The following is a 569-nucleotide window of genomic DNA, read 5'->3' as shown; positions in this document are numbered from 1 at the left end:
GACCTGAGCCTCCATGGTTATGCCCAAGTGTCCGGTCGAAACGGGGGCCAGTTCATGGCCGGATTTGAAGGCAGTGATATCGTGACTTCTCTTGTTGAAGAGATGAAAGAACAATATCGCGCGATGATCCTAGAAAAAGCGGCGGAAGCGAGACTTAAGGAAGAAGAATGAGCGCATCTCAAAACCTTTTCAAGCAAATAAACAATGCCCTACTTGACTTGCAGCAGTCAGATCTTCAGTCATATCCGGCGCAAGTCAAGAAAATCGGCAGACTCCTCCAGCACGAAGAAATCCAGCCATACAAATTGGCTCTCACCGCGAACGTTGATCTTGGTGATTTCATCGCGGCAAGCGAACGGACTCAGGGTGGAATGGTTGGTAGCGCCGAGCTTGTTTGGCCCGACGATGATCTCCAAATCCTTGGTATAAAACTGTTACTAATAGTAAAGTTTAGCGAAAACCCGCAGTATATGGCGGAATTTGGCTACACATTCTTTGGGGCCGGCAGCAAGAAGATGTATCGACCCAGCGGAATCTGCACAGGTTAAGCCGCTAAGGCGAATGCCTCG

At 49.2% G+C, this 569-nt stretch carries 1 protein-coding gene; it reads left to right on the top strand.

The window, feature by feature from the left end:
• The first annotated feature begins 167 nt into the window (after positions 1 to 167).
• Positions 168 to 548: a hypothetical protein gene (locus FG154_RS20730; protein ID WP_145112055.1), complete on the top strand. Its 381-nt coding sequence runs from the start codon at positions 168 to 170 to the stop codon at positions 546 to 548.
• Positions 549 to 569 lie beyond the last annotated feature (21 nt).

This window comes from Cereibacter sediminicola, from assembly GCF_007668225.1.
GTDB lineage: Bacteria > Pseudomonadota > Alphaproteobacteria > Rhodobacterales > Rhodobacteraceae > Cereibacter_A > Cereibacter_A azotoformans.
The sequence above is the reverse complement of the archived record's forward strand: the minus strand, read 5'-3'. Positions and strand labels throughout refer to the sequence as shown.